Genomic DNA, 17,676 nt, shown 5'->3' on the forward strand with positions numbered 1-17,676 from the left:
CGCCGGCTCCTGCGGTGGGTGTGGACCTTGGTCCACACCTTCCAGCCGTGCCAACCAAGGTTGGCACCCACCAGGACGGTCTTTAGGCCGGCTCGTCGGGAATCTGCAGGCTTTCCAGCCTGGCGATGCAGTCCTTCAGCTGCAGCTTGCGCCGCTTCAGGCGCTTGGCTTCCAGTTCGTCCTCGCCGTTGGCCGCCATGCGGGTGATCTGTTCATCCAGCAGGCGGTGCTCGGCGCGCAGGGCGGCGAGGTGCTCGACGATCTCGGCGGGGCTGTAGGTATCCACAGCCTCCGAGCATACACAGCGTTGATGACTGCCGGGAGAGGGGAAACCCGACCCCCGGCCGGGGCGGCTCCGAGCCGTTAGAATGGAACCCATGAGTGCCGTGATTTCCCTTCCCGATCCCCAGCCGCGCGCCGCCCGCGATCCACGTGTGGCCGAGCGCGAGCAGCACAAGCTGGCCAAGCGCCTGCGCCGCCAGGTCGGCGAGGCGATTGCCGACTTCGGCATGATCGAGGCCGGCGACAAGGTCATGGTCTGCCTGTCCGGCGGCAAGGACAGCTACACCCTGTTGGACGTGCTGCTGCAGCTGCAGAAGAAGGCGCCGGTGCCGTTCGAGCTGGTGGCGGTGAACCTGGACCAGAAGCAGCCGGGCTTCCCCGAGCACATCCTGCCGGAGTACCTGGCCGGGCTGGGTGTGCCGTACCACATCATCGAGCAGGACACCTATTCGGTGGTCAGCCGGGTCATCCCGGAGGGCAAGACGATGTGTTCGCTGTGCTCGCGCCTGCGTCGTGGCGCGCTGTACAACTACGCCGAGACCCACGGTTTCACCAAGATCGCGCTGGGCCACCACCGCGACGACATGGTGGCCACGTTCTTCATGAACCTGTTCCACCACGCCAAGCTGGCGGGCATGCCGCCGAAGCTGCGCAGCGACGACGGCAGGCACGTGGTGATCCGGCCGCTGGCCTACGTGCGCGAGAGCGACATCGTCGACTACGCGCAGGCACGCCAGTTCCCGATCATTCCCTGCAACCTGTGCGGCAGCCAGGAGAACCTGCAGCGCCGCCAGGTCGGCCTGATGCTCAAGCAGTGGGAAAAGGACCATCCGGGCCGCATCGAGCAGATCGCGCGCGCCATGGGTGAAGTCCGGCCCTCGCAGCTGGCCGACACCACCCTGTTCAACTTCATGGCGCTGGGCCGTCGCGACGACACGCCGCTGCCCGACGCCCATGCCTGGCTGGCCGGCTCCCCGGCCGATGCCGACGCAGATCCCGAGACGCCCACCGTTTAAGGTCGGTCGCCCTTCCTCTTCGCCATCCGGAATTCCATGTTCTTTCGCAACCTGACGTTCTTCCGTTTCCCGACCACCACCGATTTTTCCGAAGTCGATACCCTGCTGCCGCACGCCGTGCTCAAGCCTGTTGGCGCGCTGGAAATGAATTCGCGCGGCTTCATTTCGCCGTTCGGCCGCGAGGAGAAGGAACTGCTGTCCCACCGCATCGCCGAACACCTGTGGCTGACCGTGGGTGGCGAGGACAAGATCCTGCCGGCGGCGGTGGTCAACGACCTGCTCGAGCGCAAGCTGGAGGAGATCGAGGAGAAGGAAGGGCGGCGCCCGGGTGGCCGCGAGCGCAAGCGCATGAAGGACGATCTGCTGCATGAACTGCTGCCGCGCGCCTTCGTGAAGTCCTCGCGCAACGACGCCTTCATCGACCTGCAGCACGGCTACGTGGCGGTGGATACCTCCAGCCGCAAGACCGGCGAATACTTCATGTCCGACATTCGCGGGTTGCTCGGCAGCTTCCCGGCGATGCCGCTGAACGCCGAAGTCGCGCCGCGCTCGATCCTGACCGGCTGGATCGCCGGAGAGCCGCTGCCGACCGGGCTGAGCCTGGGCGAAGAGTGCGAGATGAAGGATCCGGTCGAAGGCGGCGCGGTGGTCAAGTGCCAGCACCAGGAACTGCGCTGCGACGAGATCGACAAGCACCTGGACGCCGGCAAGCAGGTGACCAAGCTGGCGCTGATCTTCGAGGACAACCTGTCATTCGTGATCGGCGACGACCTGATCGTGCGCAAGCTGAAGTTCCTCGACGGCGCCCTGGACCAGCTGGAGCATGCCGACGAAGACGGCCGCCGTGCCGAGTTCGATGCCCGCTTCGCCCTGCAGAGCGCCGAGATCCGCCGCCTGTTCCTGTTGCTGGAAGAAGCGTTCAAGCTCAGCAAGGCTGACTGAACAGGCAGCTCGACGGTCGCCGGTCATCCGGCGGCCCGAAGCAGCGCTATGCTGGGCGCATGAGCCGTCTGCTGCGCCGCCTGATCACGCCGACCCCGCCCGCCACCGTACAGCGCGACACCGTTCGCCTGCGCCTGGAGGATGCCGAGATCGAGGTGCTGCGCGTGCGCGATCCGCGCGCGCGCCGCATCAAGCTGAGCGTGGACGAGCGTGGCGCGCGGTTGACGTTACCCCCGCGCGCAAGCCTGGTAATGGGCGAGCGCTTCCTGGAACAGCACCGCGACTGGCTGGCGCTGCAGCTGCGCCAGTACCAGGGGCAGGGCCTGCCGGCACCGCTGCAGCCCGGCGAAGACGGCGTGCTGCCATTGCGCGGTGAACTGTTGCCGCTGCGCTGGCAGGAAGGCCGCTACGCGCGGCTGGAGATCGACGCGCACGGTGCCTGCGTGCAGTGGCCGACCCGTGGTGGTGACGCCACCCTGCGCCGCCTGCTGCGCGAGTTCTATGAAGCGCAGACCCGCGCCGACGTCGGTCGCTGGCTGCCGAAGTACCTGCCCACCCTGCCGCGCGCCCCCAGCCGCCTGCGCCTGAAGGTGATGTCCTCGCAGTGGGGCTCGCTGGCCCCCGATGGCAGCATGGCCCTGGACCTGGCCCTGGTGCTGGGTTGTCCGGAAGCGTTCGAGTACGTGCTGGTGCACGAACTCTGCCACCTGATCCAGCCGAATCATTCGGCCGCGTTCTGGCATGAAGTCGAACAACGTTTCCCTGCCTGGCGCGAACAGCGCGACTACTTCCAGCTGGAAGGGCGACGACTGAAGGCGATGCTTCGCCAGCTGTTGTAGAGCCGAGCCGATGCTCGGCTGACGCGTGCAGCGCGGGGTTCCAGTCATCACGTTGAAGAGCAGCCGAGCATGGCTCGGCTCTACAGAAGAGAGCGCGCAGCGCGCGACCCGCTCCTGCTCTTCCTTCTTTCTTCCGTGGTGGGCACACCGGAAACTGTCGAAGGACGGGATGGGTGGGATTGCGGGGGTGTCCGCGGCATGGATGCCGCGGCCAAGCCCCCAGGGACGGGTTCACGGCGTCCCCCGCAATTCCACCCATCCCGGCCAACCTCATGATCGTGCAGCCCCCACCCACCACGAGGGGCGCAGCCGTTGGCCGAAACCCTCACCCCGCCCGCAATGCCGCCGCGGCCGCCCAGCGTGCCGCCACCCGCGGCGCGGTGATGCACACCGCCTGGTCGGTCACCGTCGTCACCGCGCGCTCCAGCAGCTGGATATCGGCCTCGTGCTGGCGTGCCACATGCGGGTCCTCGAAGAAGATCGCGCGCTGGCAGCGCCCCTCCAGCACACGGTCGGCAATCTGCGCATCGCCGCCCATCGGGCCACTCTGGTAGCGCGTCACCCACGGCGTATCGCTGGGCCAGCCGCGGCTCCAGGCCAGTTCGTTCAAGCGCTGGCCGGTGGTGCCGGTCGCCACGCGCTCGCCGAACCGTGCCAGCACATCGAAGTGCTCGTCGGCGAAGGCCAGCATCGCCGGCTTCATCGCGTCGTGCGCGATCAGCGCCAGCGTCTGGTGCTGGAAGGCATGCAGATCGTCGGCACCGGTATCGGCAGCCAGCCCGGCGTGGATGCGTTCCACCTCGATCCAGTCACGCGCAGTGGCCACCGTTGAAATGAACGGCTTGCCGTGGATCACGCACTGCCGCTTGAGCGCGGTTGCCTCCGGAAACACCGAGGAAGGATCGACCGGGTCGATCAGGTAGATCGCACCGTCCAGGGTGCGATCCGGCCCCATGCCGACCACTTCGGCCACCAGTTTCATCAGGCCACCCTCGCGCCCGTAGGGGTAGCGGTGCAGGCCGCCGTAGCTGGCCAGGAAGCCCTGCCGTTCGATCGCATCGTGGGTGCGCCCGACCGCGTGCAGCGATACCCCCAGTTCACGCAGCCCGGCCTCGCTGGCACGCAGCCAGCGGAACAGCGCGGCGCGCGCATCGTGGTGATGGAGACGGTTGGCGGCCAGGCCGATACGCATCGAGCGCTCCGTAGGGACGGGTAGAAGCGGCAGTGTATGTCGGCATTCGCCGATAGGGATGTTTTTCGAATTTTTCTCATTGTCGCGGAAGCGCGCCTCGCTAGCGTGGCTGGCAGCGGTACCGCTGCGCGGCCGTGGTTCCTGCCCGCGAAATGAGGATGTCTACCGTGAATGTCGCCGGCCGCCGCTCCGTCGCCGCTGTCATGGCATCGCTGTTGCTGCCCGGCATCGCTGCTGCGTCCGGCTGTTCGAGTCCACTGCAGGTGGCATGGCGTTCCGATCGGCCGCCGCTGTCATACAACGCGCAGGGCGACCTTGCGGGGTTGGCTGCGGATTACCTGCCGCTGCTGGGCCCGCAGGCAGTGCAGCATGCGCAGCCATTGCCCGCAGCGGTGCTCACCGATGACCCGCTGCCGGCTGGCACCCAGGTGCTGCTGGGCTGGCCGCGCGCACAGCTGCCGACCGGCTGGGTGGCCAGCAGTCCCTACCTGGAAGTGCCACAGGTGATCGTGCGGCGCGAGGGTGCAGCGCCAGTGCTGGGGTTGGAGGGACTGCGTGGCCGCAGCGTGGCCAGCCCGGACCGGCTGCCGCTGGACGCATTGCTGGCCGAACAGGCCCCGGGTGCGCAGCTGCTGGCACCGGCGCCGCTGGACCACGCGCTGTCACTGCTGCGCGCCGGGCTGGTCGATGCCGTGGTGGCCAATCTCGCTGAAGTCGAAGCCGCGCTTCGCGCCGTGCCGGGTGACCCTCTGGTGATCGCAGCACCCGCGGGCTTCGGCGATGCACTGGTGCTGGCCGCCGTACCGGCCTGTGCTGCAGTGGTCGCTGCCTTCGACCGGGAGCTGCAGCGGGAGGGCGATGCGCGTCGGGCGTCGGTTCGCAGTGCCTGGCTGCCGGACCTGCCACGTGCGCGGCCCGCCGGTTCGGCACTGCGCTGGCTGGTGCCGGTGTCGCTGATCCTGCTCGCGCTGATACTCCTGCATGCCTTCGGCTACTGGCGCGTGCATCGCGAGAGCGTGCGTCGCCGGGTGCTGGAGCAGCGCTTGCATGAAGTCACCGCGAACCTGCCGGCGGTGGTCTACCAGGCGCGCCGTTCGGCAACCGGCCACTACAGCCTGGCGCAGATCGCCGGCGACGTGCAGGCGCTGTTCGGCGTAGCCGTGGAGACTGAGCGGATCGACCATCTGCAGCTGCTGGCGGCCGTGCATGCCGGTGACCGCAGCCGGGTGATGGCGAGCATCGAAGCGGCCGCGCTCGTGCGCGGTCCGATCGACGTTACCTTCCGCACCCGGTCGGCACAGGGCTGGCGCTGGGTCCGATCACAGGGACGACCGTTGCCGTGCGATGACAGCAGCGTGGAGTGGAGCGGCTACTGGATGGACGTCAGCGAAGCCCAGGCGCGCGCAACGGCGTTGGCCGAGGCGCGCCGCGCGGCCGAGCAGGCGGCGCTGGCCAAGGGCCATTTCCTGGCGACCATGAGCCACGAGATCCGCACGCCGATGAGCACCCTGCTGGGCATGCTGGAGCGGCTGGCTGGCACGGACCTGGATGCGGGCCAGCGGCAGGTGCTGACCACCGTCGGTGACGCTGCGCAGATGCTGCGGCAGATCCTCGACGATGTGCTGCACAGCCAGCGCCTGCAGCCGGCGCCCCTGCAGCTGCGTCCGACCGATCTGGCGGCGCTGGTGCGCGCGGTGCAGCAGCTGTTGATGCCCGTCGCGGCCAGCCGCGGGCTGCACCTGTGCAGCGAGATCGACCCGACGTTGCAGCCCTGGTCGCTGGCTGACGGGCTGCGCCTGCGGCAGGTCCTGTTCAACCTGGCCGGCAATGCGCTCAAGTTCACCCTGCAGGGAAGCGTGGTGTTGCAGGTCCGCGTGCTGCAGCAGCGCGACGGCGGCCAGCGACTGCGCCTGCAGGTGACCGATACGGGCGTGGGCATCAGCGAGGAGCGCCAGCAGGCGGTGTTCGCCGCCTATGAACAAGCCGAGACCTCGACCACGCGCCGTTTCGGCGGCAGTGGCCTGGGGCTGTCGATCTGCCGGGAGCTGGCGACGTCGATGGGCGGGCGTCTGCACCTGCGCAGCGTGCCCGGCAAGGGCACCACCGTGTGGCTGGAGCTGGACCTGGCGGCCTGTGCGGCCCCCGCTGCGTGCCCGGCGACGGCACGGCCCGCGCAGCGACCGTTGCCGCCGGCGCGGGTGCTGTTGGCCGAGGATCATCCGACCAACCTGCAGTTGCTGGCACAACGCCTGTGCGAGCTGGGACTGCAGGTGCACGCCTGCAGCGACGGCCTGCAGGCATGGGAGGCCTGGCAGGCGCAACCGTTCGACCTGGTCATCACCGACTGCCATATGCCGCACATGGATGGCTTCGCGCTGGCCCGGGCGATCCGTAGCGATACCCGTGCTGCCCATGCTCCGGTGCCGATCATTGCGTTGACCGCCAGCGTGCTGGAACGCACGCGCGAGGCCTGCCGTGAGGCGGGCATCGACTATTTCCTGGCCAAGCCGCTGGAGGCGCACGAACTGCGCGCGCTGCTGCAACTGCTGCTGTTGCCGGACTCAGTGCGCCAGTAGGCGGACGATGCTGGCAGCGGCGTCGCGGCCTTCGGCCACCGCGGTTACCACGAGATCGGCACCACGCACCGCGTCGCCACCGGCGAACAGGCGTGGATGCGCGGTCTGGAACGGCAGGCGGTCCTTGCCACCGGCGAGGATGCGGCCATTGGGCTGGGCTTCCACCCCCAGTTCCGCCAGCCACGCCGGCACGCTCGGCGAGAAGCCGAAGGCGATGATCACCACGTCTGCCTCCAGCAGCGACTCACTGCCTTCGATCGGCACCGCGTTCTGGCGGCCATTGGCATCGGGCTCGCCCAGCCGGGTCTCGACCACGGTCACGCCGATCACCTCGTCGTCGGCGCCGGCTTCGATCGACAGCGGCTGCCGGTTGAACAGGAAGCGCACCCCTTCCTCGCGTGCATTGGCGACTTCGCGCGCGCTGCCGGGCATGTTGGCTTCGTCGCGGCGATAGGCGCAGGTGACCTTGGCCGCGCCCAGCCGCACCGCACTGCGCACGCAGTCCATGCCGGTATCGCCACCGCCCAGAACCACCACGCGCTTGCCGTTGAGGTCGGGCAGGGCGATGGTGTCTTCCCAGCCGGCGATCGGCCGGCCCTTCGGATCATCGCCGCCGACGATGCGGCTGTTCTGCACCAGGAACGGCAGCGCCGGCAGCACGCCCTTCAGGTCCTGGCCGACCAGGCCACCATCGGTATAGCGGTAGGCGCCGGTGCCGATGAACACCGCATCGTGGCTGTCCAGCAACTGCTGCACGCTGACATCACGGCCGATCTCCACACCGAGGCGGAACTGCACGCCCATGCCTTCCAGTACTTCACGGCGGCGATGGATCACATCCTTGTCCAGCTTGAAGCTGGGAATGCCGAACTGCAGCAGGCCACCGATCTGCTCGTAGCGGTCGTAGACCACGGCGGCAATGCCGGCGCGTGTCAGGCGGTCGGCACAGGCCAGCCCGGCCGGGCCGGCACCAATCACCGCCACACTGTGGCCGGTCGGCTGCACCGCGCCCAGGTCCGGGCGCCAGCCACTGGCCAGTGCGGTATCGACGATGTACTTCTCCACCGCGCCGATGGTGACCGCGCCGAATTCCTCCAGCGTGCAGCTGCCTTCGCACAGTCGATCCTGCGGGCAGACCCGGCCGCACACTTCCGGCAGCGGGTTGGTGCTGTGGCACAGCGTGGCGGCCTCGTGGATGCGGTTTTCCTGCACCAGCTGCAGCCACTGCGGAATGGCGTTGTGCACCGGGCACTTCCAGCTGCAGTACGGGTTGCCGCAGTCCAGGCAGCGGCCCGCCTGGTACTGGGCGTCTTCCTTGCCGAACTTGCCGTACAGCTCGCCCCAGTCGCCGGACGTGCGCAGTTCCACCGGGATGCGCTGCGGCATGGTGCGGGGCAGGTCGAGGAACTGGAAGGCGTGCTTGCGGCTCATGGCGGACTCTGTGGTGTTTTCCGGATGCCGGCCAGCGGCCGGCACTACGTGATCCTGGGTTGCCGGCCAGCGGCCGGCACTACCGTCAGGCGGCGCGTCGCAGGGTTTCGGTCAGCGACTCGATGCTGGCGGCCTTGGGTTTGACCAGCCAGAACTTGCCGATGTAATCGCGGAACTCGTCCAGGATCTGCTGCGACCAGATGCTGCCGGTCAGCTCGCGGTGGCGGCCGATCAGGCGGTGCAGGTGCTGGCGGTAGTTCTCGAAGCCTTCGGCGGAGACGCGATGGATGTCGATCAGCTCGTGGTTGTAGCGGTCGACGAAATCGCGGTCCACGTCCAGCACGTAAGCCAGGCCACCGGTGAAGCCGGCGCCGAAGTTCAGCCCGACCTTGCCCAGCACCAGCACCACGCCGTCGGTCATGTACTCGCAGCAGTGGTCACCGGCACCTTCCACCACCGCCAGCGCGCCCGAATTGCGCACCGCGAAGCGTTCGCCGGCACGACCGGCGGCGAACAGCTCGCCACCGGTAGCGCCATACAGGCAGGTGTTGCCGATGATGGCGGTGCTGCGTGCCTCGAAGCGGGCGCCACGCGGCGGACGCACCACCAGCCGGCCGCCGGCCATGCCCTTGCCGACGTAGTCGTTGGCTTCGCCTTCCACTTCCAGGTGCAGGCCGCCGACGTTGAAGGCACCGAAGCTCTGCCCGGCGCTGCCGCGGAAGCGCAGTTCAAGCGGTGCTTCGGTCATGCCCTGGTTGCCGTGCGCGCGCGCCACCGCGCCGGCCAGGCGGGTGCCGATGCTGCGGTCCGTGTTGTGGATCAGGAAGCGATGCTCGCCACCGCGCTTGTGCTCGATGGCCGGGGCCAGCAGCCCATCCATCTGCGTGGCCAGGCTGTCCGGCGATTCGTACAGGCGCTGGGCGGCGCAGTGGCTGCCTTCGTAGCGGGCATCGGCCAGCAGCCGCGACAGGTCCACGCGCACGCCATCGCGGGGCGCGGCCTCGATCTGCCGCAGCAGGTCGGTGCGGCCGACGATCTCTTCCAGCGAACGCGCGCCCAGGTAGGACAGCCAGCCACGCACTTCCTCGGCCAGCAGGCGGAAGAAGTTCTCCACGCGCTCGGGCTGGCCGGTGAAGTGGTTTTCGCGCAGGCGCTCGTCCTGGGTGGCCACGCCGGTGGCGCAGTTGTTCAGATGGCAGATGCGCAGGTACTTGCAGCCCAGCACGATCATCGGCGCGGTGCCGAAGCCGAAGCTGTCCGCACCCAGCAGTGCGGCCTTCACCACGTCCAGGCCGGTCTTCAGGCCGCCATCGGTCTGCAGCAGGGTGCGCCCGCGCAGGTCGTTGGCCAGCAGCGCCTGGTGCGCTTCGGCCACGCCCAGTTCCCACGGCACGCCTGCGTAGCGGATCGAGCTGACCGGCGAGGCACCGGTGCCGCCGTCATGGCCGGAGATGGTGATCAGGTCCGCACCGGCCTTGACCACGCCCGCCGCGATCGTCCCGACGCCGGCATGGCTGACCAGCTTCACCGACACCAGCGCGGTCGGGTTGACCTGCTTGAGGTCGTAGATCAGCTGCGCGAGGTCCTCGATCGAATAGATGTCGTGGTGCGGCGGCGGCGAAATCAGGCCGATGCCCGGGCGCGCATAGCGCAGGCGTGCGATCAGCTCGTTGACCTTGTGCCCCGGCAGCTGGCCGCCCTCGCCGGGCTTGGCGCCCTGCGCGACCTTGATCTGCAGCACTTCGGCATTGACCAGGTATTCGGCGGTGACGCCGAAGCGGCCCGAGGCCACCTGCTTGATCTTGCTGCGCTTCGCGGTGCCATAGCGTGCGGGATCTTCGCCGCCTTCGCCGGAATTGCTGCGGCCGCCGAGGCGGTTCATGGCGATGGCCAGAGCCTCGTGCGCTTCCGGCGACAGGGCGCCGAGGCTGATCGCTGCGGTATCGAAGCGCGGGAACAGGGCGCTGGCCGGGGCGACCTCGTCCAGCGGCACCGGCATTGCGGCCGGCACCAGTTCCAGCAGGTCGCGCAGCGCCGAGGGCGGGCGCGCGTGCACCGCATCGCAGTACTGCTGCCACGCACGCGGGTCACCGCTGCGCGCGGCGCGCTGCAGGGTGGTGACCACGTCGGGGTTGTACATGTGGTACTCGCCGCCGTGCACGTACTTCAGCAGGCCGCCCACGTCCACGTCCTGCTGCGCGTCCCAGGCCTGGGTGCACAGCTCGCGCGCGTCGGCATCCAGGCGTGCGAAGCCGGCGCCGCCGATGCGCGAGGCGGTGTCCGGGAAGCACATGTCCACAACCTCGGGTTCCAGGCCGATGATCTCGAACAGCTGCGCGCCGCGATAGCTGGCCACCGTACAGATGCCCATCTTCGAGATGATCTTCGACAGGCCCTTGTAGATGCCCTTGCGGTAGCGGCGGCCGATCTGCGACTGCTCGCCGCCCTTGCTGAGCTTGAGGATGCCGCGTCGGCCCAGGTCGAACAGGGTCTGGTAGGCCAGGTACGGATACACCGCGGTGGCACCGAAGCCGAGCAGGCAGGCCATGTGGTGCGGGTCGCGCGCGGTGCCGGTTTCGACGATCAGATTGACGTCGCAGCGCAGCCCCAGCCGCGAGAGGTGGTGGTGGATGGCGCTGGTGGCGAGCAGGGCATGCACCATCGGCCGACCGGCCACCGGGTAGCGGTCGGACAGCAGCAGCATCACCATGCCCTGGCGCGCGGCCTGCTCGGCCTCGCTACAGATGCGCTCGATGCCGGCACGCAGGCCCTCGTCTTCGCTGTAGGACAGATCAAGCAGGCGGTTGGCCTGCACGTACTGGTCCATCTTCAGCAGCTGGCGCAGCTTGCGCTGGCTCAGCACCGGCGAGTTGAGGATGACGTGGTTCACCGTCTCCGGGCCGGCATGGAAGATGTTGGTCTCCTTGCCGAGCTGGGTGGACAGGGACATCGCGCAGTCTTCGCGCAGCGGATCGATCGGCGGGTTGGTGACCTGCGCAAAGGCCTGGCGGAAATAGTCGTACAGCGGACGGCTGCGCTGGCTCAGCACCGCCATCGGTGTGTCGTCGCCCATCGAGCCGGTGGCTTCCTGCTCGGTCTCGGCCAGTGGCCGCAGCACCTGTTCCACTTCCTCGCTGCTGAGCTGGTAGAGCTTGTGATAGCTGCGCAGGGTGGCTTCGTCGAACGGTTCTTCCACCAGCGACGGGTCGATCAGTTCGGTCTGCAGGTAGGTCACGCCCTGCTGCAGCCACTGCTTGTACGGCGCGCGGCCGCGGTTGATGCGGTCCACCGCATCCGAATCGAGCAGGTCGCCGCGCTTGAGGTCGATGGCCACCATTTCGCCGGGGCCGAGCTTGCCCTTGCGCACCACGCGCTCGGTCGGCACTTCCCACACGCCGGCTTCGGAGGCGACCAGGAAGTGGCGGTCGGCGGTGAGCATCCAGCGCGCCGGGCGCAGGCCGTTGCGGTCCAATGTACACACCGCATAGCGGCTGTCGCAGGCGACGATGCCGGCCGGGCCGTCCCACGGCTCGCTGTTGAGGCCGTGGAATTCGTAGAAGGCGGCCAGGTCGGGGTCCTTGAACTCCAGCGACTGGGTGGCCGGCGGCACCAGGATGCGCAGCGCCTGGATCAGCTCCATGCCACCGGCAACCATCAGCTCCAGCATGTTGTCCAGGCTCTGCGAATCCGAACCGTGCATGGAGATCACCGGATCGAATTCGGCGATGTCGAAGCGCGGCGTCTTCCACACCTTGCTGCGCGCCTGCGCCCAGCGACGGTTGCCTTCGATGGTGTTGATCTCGCCGTTGTGGGCGAGCATCCGGAACGGGTGCGCCAGCGGCCAGCGCGGCAGCGTGTTGGTGGAGAAGCGCTGGTGGAACACGATCGCGCTGGAGGCCAGTTCGCGGCGTTGCAGGTCGGGGAAGAAGCGGCTGAGCTTGTCCGGCAGCACCATGCCCTTGTAGCTGATCGCATCCGGGGTGAGGGTGGTGACGTAGAAGTCGGCATGGTCGCGCAGCTGCTGTTCGCTGCGGCGACGGGCCAGGAACAGCGCCAGCGCGAAGCCGGCATCATCCTGGCCGACGCCGGCATCGACGAACACCTGCTCGATGCGTGGCAGGGTGTCGCGCGCCAGCTGGCCGCAGACGCTGTCGTCGGTGGGTACCTCGCGCCAGCCGGCGACCTTGCAGCCGACCGCTTCGACCTGCGCCTGCAGCTGCGTGCGGCAGGCGTGTGCAGCCTCGGCATTGTGCGGCAGGAACACCAGGCCGGCAGCGAAGCGCGCGGCGACGGCGATACCGGCTTCACTGGCCAGCAGTTTCAGGAACGCATCGGGGCGGCGCAGCAGCAGGCCGCAGCCATCGCCGGTCAGGCCATCAGCGGCGACGCCGCCACGGTGGGTCATGCGCGAAAGCGCGGCGATGGCGGTATCAACCAACAGGCGCGAAGGTTGATCGTCGAGCTGGGCGACCATGCCAAATCCACAGGCATCGCGCTCGGAGCGCGGGTCGTAAAGCCCTTGGCGGTTGCGGGGGGCCATCTCTACCTCGATGCGTATAGGGTTGGCGGCGACACTCGTCCCCGCTCATTCCCTGGAGCGCATCGTGAGGCCACCGGATGCCTCGACTAGATCACAGGTTGCTGCAGCGCCGCAATACACGGTTGCAGGTGCAACAGAACGCGCCGGCAGCCCGTGCCGGCGCGCGGTCGGGCTCAGCCGCAGCGCACGCCGCTGACCAGGCCCTTGTCGTCCACTTCGATGTTCAGGCGGTCGCCGAGGAACTCCATGGTGGCGACGTCATTGGGCTTCATGACGCGCAGCTGGTGGGCACCGGCATCTTCCTGCGCCTGCTTGCCCAGCGCGTCGGCGTAGGCCTGGCCGACCAGGCTCTGCACCTGGCTGGCATCGCAGGTGCCGACCGGCGGTGCCTCGGTGGCCTTGCCGGTTTCGTCGGCCGGCGCCTTGGCGGCTTCGGCCGCCTGCTGGGCATGGGCAGTGGCCGAATCCTGTTCATCCAGCGCCGGAGCCTGGCAGGCGGTCAGGGCCAGCACGGCAGGCAGCAGCAGGGCGGAGAGCGAACGGGCGCGAATCGGGAACGACATCATGACTCCGGAAGGGATTGTGAAAGCCCGAGCATAGCGGCGAACCGACCCTCACGTGTTTGTCTTCTGTTATCGACAGGTTCGCGGCATCGCGACGGCGACACTGCGGTCATGCCAACCTCCTCTACCCCCGAACGACAGGCCGCGCGCGCGGCCGGCCTGCGCTATGTCGATGACACCCAGCCAGGCATCAGCCGGCGTCGCGCCGGCAAGGGCTTCAGTTACCGCGATGCCGATGGCCACGCGGTTCGCGATGCCGCCACCCTGCAGCGCATCCGTGCGCTGGCGATTCCACCTGCGTATACCGCCGTGTGGATCTGCGCCCACGCCAATGGCCACCTGCAGGCCACCGGCCGCGATGCGCGTGGACGCAAGCAGTATCGCTACCATGCCGATTGGGCGAAGGAGCGCGATGCCGGAAAGTTCGACCGCATCATCGCCTTTGGCGAGGCGTTGCCCACGCTGCGGCGGCGGCTGTCGCGCGATCTGAAGCAGCCCGGCTTCCCGCGCGACAAGGTGCTTGCGGTGGTGGTGGCCCTGCTGGCCGACACCCTGGTGCGGGTGGGCAACGAAAGCTATGCACAGGAAAACAAATCCTACGGGCTGACAACGCTGCGCAACCGCCACCTGGACCTGCTGCGCGGTGGCCGCGTGCGCATGCGCTTCCGGGGCAAATCCGGGCAGTTGCACGAGGTGGTGGTGGGCGATCGGCGGCTGGGCACGCTGGTACGCGGCATCCAGCAGCTGCCCGGGCAGGCGCTGTTCCAGTACCGCGACGACGAAGGCGCGCTGCAGCCGGTGGATTCCGGCGCGGTGAACGACTACCTGCGCGAGGTGATGGGCGAAGACTTCACCGCCAAGGACTTCCGCACCTGGGGCGGCACGCTGGCGGCGGTACAGGCATTGGCCGCCACCGAACTGCCGGAACCGGCCAGCCAGCGCGCGCTGGCCAAGGCGCAGCGTGAAGTGGTCTGCCAAGTGGCGGCACGGCTGGGCAACACGCCGGCCGTGTGCCGCAAGGCCTACATCGACCCGTGCGTGTTTGCCGGCTGGGAGCGCGGTGAGCTGGCCTCGCTGGCCGGCCTGCGCGGCCCGCGGCAGTGGGAGCAGGCCACGCTGAAAGTGCTGCGCCGGGCGCGGCGGCTCAGTCGCAGTCGTCAGCCGCAGTAGATCGCAACGATGTTGTTGGTCCGGCCCTTCTCGATGGTCAGGCGGTCGCCGCCTTCGCTGGCCGGCGGCACCCTCGGGCCGTCGTGGCGCAGGACCCGCACGTGCAGGCTGTCGCTGTCCACGCGTGCGCGGGCCACAGTGGCGTCCGAGGCGGCCAGGCCCACCGCGCCGCGCACCCTGTCGCTATGGCACTGGCCGGAAATCACACCGTCGATCGGCTGCACCTGGGCCATCGGTGTGCTGCTGCAGGCGGCAAGGGCAAAGCAGGCGGCGGCGGTGGCGATGGCATGTTTCATGGAGGCACTCCTGGTGTGATTGCGTGCAGGGTGCGACGTCAGACGTGGTGGCGGAATGAATGCCGTGCACATCGTGGACACGGCGCGCTCACCGCCGCCAACAGCGTGGGTGGAGACACTGCAGGAGCGGCATGGGCCGCCCCGGTAGTGCCGGCCGCTGGCCGGCAGCCCCTTTCCCTCCCGAGGAGACCTGCATGGCCACCACCAGCAAGACCCCCGCCCGCCGTAAGGCATCGCCGAAAGTGCGCAAAGGCAGCACCCCGACCAAGACGGTCGCCGACCCTGATCGCCCGCGCGTGGTGAAGACCGCAACCCGCAAGGCAGCCGCCAGTGATCCACGGGCGGCACGCGTCGCTGCACGGCAGCGGCGCCTGCAGGACCAGGAGAAGGCCAAGGACGCCCGCGCGGCCAAGAAGGCAACGAAGAAGACCGCCACCCAGGCCGGCGCACGCCGGCAGCCGGAGGCGATGCCGGCACAGCAGCTGGCCAAGCCCGGGCACGAGCACGAACTGGAGCTGGCGCCCCGTTTCCTTGCGCCCGACTACAAGGGCAGCGGCAAGCTGCAGGGCATGCGTGCGATCGTCACCGGTGGCGACTCCGGCATTGGCCGTGCGGTGGCAGTGTTGTTCGCGCGCGAAGGTGCGGATGTGGCGGTACTGCACCTGGACGAGGCCGAAGACGCGGACATCACCCGCCAGCACGTGGAACGCGAAGGCGGCCGCTGCGTGGTGATCGCCGGCGATGTGCGCGATCCGCGTTTCTGCAACAAGGCCGTCAAGCAGGTGGCCAAGGCGTTCGGCGGCATCGACATCCTGGTCAACAACGCCGCGTTCCAACTGCACTGCGAGCGCCTGGAAGATCTGGAGGATGCGCACCTGCAGGAAACCCTGCAGACCAACATCGGCGGTTACATCCAGATGGCGCGTGCGGTACTGCCGCATATGGGCGAAGGCGCCAGCATCATCAACACCGGCTCGGAAACGGGGATCTTCGGCAGCAAGGCGCTGATCGACTACTCGGCCACCAAGGGCGCGATCCATGCGTTCACCAAGGCGCTGGCCAGCCAGCTGCTGCCGCGCGGCATCCGGGTCAACTGCGTGGCGCCGGGGCCGGTGTGGACGCCGCTGAACCCCGCCGACAAGCAGGCCGAAGACGTGGCGGAGTTCGGCAAGGACAGCGACATGGGCCGGCCCGCACAGCCCGAGGAACTGTCGCCGGCGTATGTGTTCCTGGCCTCTCCGGCCTGTGCCAGTTACATCAGTGGGGTGATCCTGCCGGTGATGGGCGGGCCACGGGGCTGAGTGTGATCTGCCTGAATGCGGCGTGGCGGCGAAGGTGTGCGGTGCGTCAAAAAGCCCCAGCCGGCGGCTGGGGTAGGCTGACTCCGTACTGATCACGTCCAAGGAACGACCATGCCCGAGATGGATATCGATGCGGCGGCCAACGAAGTCGTCGCCCTGCTGAGGCAGAACGACCCGCGCGCTGCAGCCGCCCGCCTGAACGCCCTGCACGACGGGCAGAGCGCCGTGGTGCAGGAAGCGCTGGATCGCTACGTGTCGGTGCGCGCCGCCACCGAGCTTGAGACATTGCGGCGCAGCGGAGGTGTTGCCGCAGCTGATGCGACGACGGTGAACCCGATGCTGGACCGTCTGAGCAACGCGGAGCGTCCACCACGGATGCCCGACGCGGCTGAGACCGCAGGCCTGAGCCAGGCCCAGCAGTACGACGTTTATGGCAGCATCGTGGCCCAGCGCGGCAACACCGCGGCGAATGACGCGATGGCGACGCAGGACCGCGTGGTGCTGGGGCTGCGCGACGAGAACCGCACCACCGAGGCACGTGGGCGTGGGGTCTACGACGACCGCATCGTAGTGCTGTGGAAGGATGCGCAGGGCCAAGGCCATGTGCGCGAGTTCAACCAGGCCACGACCGAGCCGACCGCCCAGTACGACGGTCATGCCAAGACCACGCCGCGCAGCCCGGGCTTCGGCAATGTGGCGCCACGCACCAAGACCGAGGGTGAGGATGTCAACGGCGACCGGGTCAAGGACCTCGGACGCCTGGGCGAAGGCACTACGGAGATGCGCGCGACTACTCATCCACGCAATGGCCATCCCGATGAGTTCGCGCTGCGTCCTTCGCAGGATGCAATCACGGCGGGCACCAGACGGGTGGAGCGCGACAGCAATGGCGACGGCTGGTTCGATGCGCGCGATACCCAGGGCGTGCAGGACCTCAACGACACCTTCAAGATCCATCGCGGCAGCCGGTCCAACACCGATTCGGCCGGCTGCCAGACCATCGGCGGCGGCGAGTACGACGACTTCGTGTCGACGGTGCGCGGCACGCCTGGGCAGAACCGCTGGCAGTACGTGCTGACCTCGGTTGCACCCGGCCAGGCGCGCGAGCTGGGGCAGGATGTGCCGCTCGCGGCCAACGACGATCCCCGTCAGCCGCAGCATCGCGACCATGCCCTGCAGCAGCAGATCAGCACCCGCCTGCACACCCTGGGTGGACGCTACGCCGAGCATGCCGACGACTACAGTCTGGTGATGCTGCGCGAAGCGAAGGCCGCGGGCATCACCCGGGTCGACCAGATCGTGGCCAGCAATCCCAGTGCTGGACGTGCGGCGGGCGAAACACTGTTCCTGGTGCAGGGCAGTCCGGGCGATCCTGCGGCGCTGCGCGCAGGGGTCAATGCAGCCGAGGTGCGCGACACCGCGGTGGAATCCAGCCTGCGCCAGCTGCAGCAGCAATCGCGCGAACAGGCGGCACCCGTGGCCGCGCCTGCACAAACGCAGGAAGCGCCGGCGATGGGAGGGCGTTGAG

Annotated in this window: 13 protein-coding genes; 7 read left to right on the forward strand and 6 right to left on the reverse strand. The window is 68.5% G+C overall.

Features of this window, described 5'->3' with window-relative positions:
* Window positions 1-82 precede the first annotated feature (82 nt).
* Window positions 83-286 (reverse strand): YdcH family protein, encoded by a 204-nt coding sequence (locus tag AC10QF_RS06460; protein WP_005421068.1) that lies wholly within the window; start codon window positions 284-286, stop codon window positions 83-85.
* Window positions 287-377: 91 nt separating this feature from the next.
* Between AC10QF_RS06460 and ttcA the strand changes: the two genes are divergently transcribed.
* The 3 genes from ttcA to AC10QF_RS06475 are packed head-to-tail and all read left to right on the forward strand — an operon-like array spanning window position 378 to window position 3,079.
* Window positions 378-1,298 (forward strand): tRNA 2-thiocytidine(32) synthetase TtcA, encoded by a 921-nt coding sequence (gene ttcA, locus AC10QF_RS06465; protein ID WP_005421066.1) that lies wholly within the window; start codon window positions 378-380, stop codon window positions 1,296-1,298.
* 36 nt (window positions 1,299-1,334) lie between these two features.
* On the forward strand, window positions 1,335-2,240 hold the full coding sequence (locus AC10QF_RS06470) for a recombination-associated protein RdgC (protein WP_005421064.1): 906 nt from the start codon (window positions 1,335-1,337) through the stop codon (window positions 2,238-2,240).
* 59 nt (window positions 2,241-2,299) lie between these two features.
* Window positions 2,300-3,079 carry a M48 family metallopeptidase gene (locus tag AC10QF_RS06475; protein ID WP_494541947.1) on the forward strand — a complete coding sequence of 260 codons (780 nt, stop codon included), beginning with the start codon at window positions 2,300-2,302 and terminating at the stop codon, window positions 3,077-3,079.
* Between the two features lie 325 nt (window positions 3,080-3,404).
* Here the strand turns inward: AC10QF_RS06475 and AC10QF_RS06480 are convergent, their stop codons facing one another.
* On the reverse strand, window positions 3,405-4,271 hold the full coding sequence (locus AC10QF_RS06480; RefSeq protein ID WP_164263720.1) for a methylglyoxal synthase: 867 nt from the start codon (window positions 4,269-4,271) through the stop codon (window positions 3,405-3,407).
* A gap of 167 nt (window positions 4,272-4,438) precedes the next feature.
* Between AC10QF_RS06480 and AC10QF_RS06485 the strand changes: the two genes are divergently transcribed.
* Window positions 4,439-6,847 carry an ATP-binding protein gene (locus AC10QF_RS06485; RefSeq protein ID WP_111176892.1) on the forward strand — a complete coding sequence of 803 codons (2,409 nt, stop codon included), beginning with the start codon at window positions 4,439-4,441 and terminating at the stop codon, window positions 6,845-6,847.
* Here the strand turns inward: AC10QF_RS06485 and AC10QF_RS06490 are convergent.
* From AC10QF_RS06490 to AC10QF_RS06500, 3 genes are all read right to left on the reverse strand, one after another.
* Entirely contained in the window at window positions 6,833-8,278 is a 1,446-nt protein-coding gene (locus AC10QF_RS06490; RefSeq protein ID WP_111176861.1) for an FAD-dependent oxidoreductase, read from the reverse strand. The genes AC10QF_RS06485 and AC10QF_RS06490 overlap by 15 nt on opposite strands.
* A gap of 85 nt (window positions 8,279-8,363) precedes the next feature.
* Window positions 8,364-12,818 carry a glutamate synthase large subunit gene (gltB, locus tag AC10QF_RS06495; protein WP_494541948.1) on the reverse strand — a complete coding sequence of 1,485 codons (4,455 nt, stop codon included), beginning with the start codon at window positions 12,816-12,818 and terminating at the stop codon, window positions 8,364-8,366.
* Window positions 12,819-12,991: 173 nt separating this feature from the next.
* Complete coding sequence (locus AC10QF_RS06500; RefSeq protein ID WP_032954733.1) at window positions 12,992-13,381, reverse strand: I78 family peptidase inhibitor; 390 nt, start codon at window positions 13,379-13,381, stop codon at window positions 12,992-12,994.
* A 111-nt stretch (window positions 13,382-13,492) separates the two neighbouring features.
* Here AC10QF_RS06500 and AC10QF_RS06505 point away from each other — a divergent pair, with 111 nt between their 5' ends.
* Complete coding sequence (locus tag AC10QF_RS06505) at window positions 13,493-14,551, forward strand: DNA topoisomerase IB (RefSeq protein ID WP_053497997.1); 1,059 nt, start codon at window positions 13,493-13,495, stop codon at window positions 14,549-14,551.
* On the opposite strand, the gene AC10QF_RS06510 is transcribed toward AC10QF_RS06505, so the two are convergent.
* A complete protein-coding gene (locus AC10QF_RS06510) occupies window positions 14,539-14,847 on the reverse strand; it encodes a hypothetical protein (RefSeq protein ID WP_005421049.1) in 309 nt (102 codons plus the stop codon). The genes AC10QF_RS06505 and AC10QF_RS06510 overlap by 13 nt on opposite strands.
* Window positions 14,848-15,041: 194 nt before the next feature.
* Between AC10QF_RS06510 and AC10QF_RS06515 the strand changes: the two genes are divergently transcribed.
* Together AC10QF_RS06515 and AC10QF_RS06520 are read left to right on the forward strand one after the other, a co-directional pair.
* On the forward strand, window positions 15,042-16,148 hold the full coding sequence (locus AC10QF_RS06515) for an SDR family oxidoreductase (protein ID WP_111176855.1): 1,107 nt from the start codon (window positions 15,042-15,044) through the stop codon (window positions 16,146-16,148).
* A 111-nt stretch (window positions 16,149-16,259) separates the two neighbouring features.
* On the forward strand, window positions 16,260-17,675 hold the full coding sequence (locus AC10QF_RS06520; RefSeq protein WP_494541949.1) for an XVIPCD domain-containing protein: 1,416 nt from the start codon (window positions 16,260-16,262) through the stop codon (window positions 17,673-17,675).
* The last annotated feature ends 1 nt before the right edge of the window (window position 17,676 follow it).

This window comes from Stenotrophomonas maltophilia complex sp. Om-AH-Sm3 (genome assembly GCF_059337855.1).